The organism is Ligilactobacillus sp. Marseille-Q7487 (assembly GCF_949152225.1).
Classification (GTDB): Bacteria; Bacillota; Bacilli; order Lactobacillales; family Lactobacillaceae; genus Ligilactobacillus.
The window spans coordinates 1-2,921 of record NZ_CASCJC010000003.1; the positions used below are offsets into that span (position 1 = coordinate 1).

The following is a 2,921-nucleotide window of genomic DNA, read 5'->3' on the forward strand; positions in this document are numbered from 1 at the left end:
TTTTTTATGCCATAATTTGCCCTTTCTCAGCTTTATATTTTTCTATAAACAGTGTTATCACTCCAGATTTTGACAAACCTTTCTCTTTTGCTAATTTTTCCAAATCACTCAAAACCGAATCAGATAAACTGATAGTTAGTCTTTTTTTAGTGGTTGCCATAATTAATACCTCCAAAATATTTTTTCACAAACCATTATAATTCAAAATTGTCAAAAGTACAACACTTTTCGTGTACTTTTGACAACGGAATAAAAAACGGCGGTCAAAACGGCGGTCAAACGGCGGTCAGTAAAAAATCTCTGTATCTGTTGGGAGAGTAAGCGTATAGCTGTTTTTTTTGGAAATTTGGCACTCGGCACATAATGGGGGGTCGTAGTCCGCCCCCATTCCCTTTCTATTTCACAAACTTTCCCCACCAAAAAATTCATTTTTAACCCCTCCGCCCCGATTGCAATCGGGGAACCGTTCGCCACGTGGCAGAAAGGCAAAGCTTTTTGCCTTTCAATTTCTACCGTTTTTGATGTATCAAGTCGGTCAAGGGGCGCTCCTTATGCTCCCTAACGGTCCGCTACCGCTTTTCCCCTTGACTAACATTCAGAACACTCTTAAATACCTCTAAAATCATTTCTAAGGAGTTTTAATTTATTTTGGATAGAATTATACCCCTAAGAGTTTAAAGTGCCTTAAAACGCAAAATATTAAATAGCTAAATTGCCAATATACATATCTAGACTAGACTTATCTAAACTAATCTTATCTAGACTAGACTTATCTAGACTGGGTTGACCAATATCTAGACTAGACTTATCTAATCTAATCTTATCTAGACTAGGAGACCGTTGGTTGACATGTGACTGACGTTGGTTGACGTTGGTTAACCAATGTTGATTTATCACTTTAAAAAGTGCATAATATCAATCAATAACATAAGTCGGACGTCATACGTCATACGTTAGACTGATAATAACAAAGGAGTTGTTGCAACATGAAAATCTCACATCAAAAAACATATACACTTGACCAAATCATGACTACATCAGAATTGGCTTTCGAATTAGAATATAGCCAATCTTATATTTTGAGAGTAGCTAAAGCTTGTTTGACAGAAAATGTTGATTATCGCCGAGCAGGAAAACGTAATTATCTGTTTACGATAGACGCATACGAAAAACTCAAAGAAATACTAAAAATCGATCTAGAAATTTAGTTGTAAAACACACTAAATTTTTTAGCAGTAGAAAAAAACATCAAAAACGTTATTTTGATGTTTAAAAGAGCATAAGGAGAAACTGATATCACCCCTAAAATCGAGGGGTGATAAGTTGGCGGTGCCAACTGGTTTCTCTGTTTCTTTTAGGGGGGTCAAAATACGGTCAACTAGTGATATCACTTTTTATGTTAAAACATGCTATTTTGACCCTTCTTTTTACCCCTCTTTTGACCCTTCTTTTACCCCTCTTTTTTAATAAAAAAAGTAGGGGTTAACTACCCCTACTTTCTAAAATTTAAAATTAAATTTCTCTGTTTTGGTTTTATTTAAGTTGACTAAATCAGACGAATATATTTCAGTAATCATTACTTCGATTTTATTTAATTTATCTGTCAATTCTTTAGAATTTGTTGAATTTAATTTTTCAAGTTGTTCAATTTTGAGATTAGCTTTTTGCAATTCTTTTTGCAATTTCTCTTTTTCTGGATCAACAATAAAATTTTCATGTGTAAGGAGTCTTGGTAAATTAGCAATCATTACTCTAAACATATTAGCTTTAGTCCCAAACAAACTTTTATTAGCTTCAAAAAAATCATTAAAAGCTTTTTTAGTTTCGCTTTGTACAAATACTTTGATGTACTCTTTCTTTTTAACCATTCTAAAGCTCACTTCCTAAATCAAAATAACTAACAATTAAAAAAGTCAACTTTCAAACTAAAATCGAGCTGGTATTCATTAACTAAATATTCAAAAAGTTCTTCGAGTTCAAATGATTTGAATTCGAAAGGTTCAGCCACAACCCCAGTTATTTCTTGCTCATTATCGGAATTAACAACGACAACTTCATTAATTGCTATAAAATCATCAAATTCACATCGAATTGTCAATCTAGACCATGCCTCACTATACTGCATATCGTCTAAAAATCGTGCAACATTAGCACGTTGCCCAGTTGCTGAAAAATGCCAAACCATTTCAAACATCCAAAATTTCCCCCGTTTCTTCGTCGATATTAATTTGAGCATATTTCGCTCTATAACCACATTGATAATTCCCTTCAAACCACAATCTAAAGGCGCTTGAATTAGCCGAAACAACATCATAAACGTCATTTACATTTGAAATGCCAAATTGCTCTCCATCTACTTCAATAAACGCCATCAAATCTATAACATTTACCAAATGATACTTCCTAACAACAGTTAAAAGCATATTTTTTAATTCACGTTTTTGATTTTCATCAAGAGTTATATATCTATCAATATCAAAATCATTAACATAAATAATATCTTTTTTATCATAGACATGCTTATTTTTTCTAATAGCATCAGAACTCTCATGCGTTAAATATTGATAATAGTATTCCACGCTATCAACAATCTCAATATGAGAAATAGCACTATTACCCAAAACTCGTTTCACTTTCTTTCTAACACTTTCAACCGTTACAGGATTTCTTGCTATATAAAGAACATGATAATGAGCTTTTTTATACACTTGACCAGCAACGTCACTTTTATCTTTATCATGCAATGGGCTAATTGCCATTGAAACTCCCAATTTTTCTAAACACTCTACCCAATTTTCTGGAATACTTTCTGGATATATAATAAATGCAAAGTTCCTTGCTTTTGTAGTTCTAACATTCATGTTATAATTACCATACAAAATATAATACACCAACAAAGAGTAGTTAGACCGAACTACTCT

Annotated in this window: 6 protein-coding genes; 1 reads left to right on the forward strand and 5 read right to left on the reverse strand. The window is 32.7% G+C overall.

Annotation, left to right across the window (positions count from 1 at the left end; genetic code table 11):
* Positions 1 to 4: 4 nt before the first annotated feature.
* Positions 5 to 160, reverse strand: a complete 156-nt coding sequence (locus tag QM017_RS09155) for a CopG family transcriptional regulator (RefSeq protein ID WP_282709612.1) — start codon at positions 158 to 160, stop codon at positions 5 to 7.
* A 539-nt stretch (positions 161 to 699) separates the two neighbouring features.
* Complete coding sequence (locus QM017_RS09160) at positions 700 to 897, reverse strand: hypothetical protein (RefSeq protein WP_282709613.1); 198 nt, start codon at positions 895 to 897, stop codon at positions 700 to 702.
* Positions 898 to 986: 89 nt separating this feature from the next.
* On the opposite strand from QM017_RS09160, the gene QM017_RS09165 reads away from it, so the two are divergent.
* A complete protein-coding gene (locus QM017_RS09165) occupies positions 987 to 1,208 on the forward strand; it encodes a hypothetical protein (protein ID WP_282709614.1) in 222 nt (73 codons plus the stop codon).
* Positions 1,209 to 1,499: 291 nt separating this feature from the next.
* Here the strand turns inward: QM017_RS09165 and QM017_RS09170 are convergent, their stop codons facing one another.
* The 3 genes from QM017_RS09170 to QM017_RS09180 all read right to left on the reverse strand — a co-directional run.
* Complete coding sequence (locus QM017_RS09170; RefSeq protein ID WP_282709615.1) at positions 1,500 to 1,868, reverse strand: hypothetical protein; 369 nt, start codon at positions 1,866 to 1,868, stop codon at positions 1,500 to 1,502.
* Between the two features lie 29 nt (positions 1,869 to 1,897).
* Positions 1,898 to 2,194 carry a hypothetical protein gene (locus QM017_RS09175; RefSeq protein ID WP_282709616.1) on the reverse strand — a complete coding sequence of 99 codons (297 nt, stop codon included), beginning with the start codon at positions 2,192 to 2,194 and terminating at the stop codon, positions 1,898 to 1,900.
* The coding region (locus tag QM017_RS09180) for a replication protein (RefSeq protein ID WP_349238503.1) at positions 2,187 to 2,921 on the reverse strand (735 nt) is incomplete at its 5' end. The genes QM017_RS09180 and QM017_RS09175, both read right to left, overlap by 8 nt.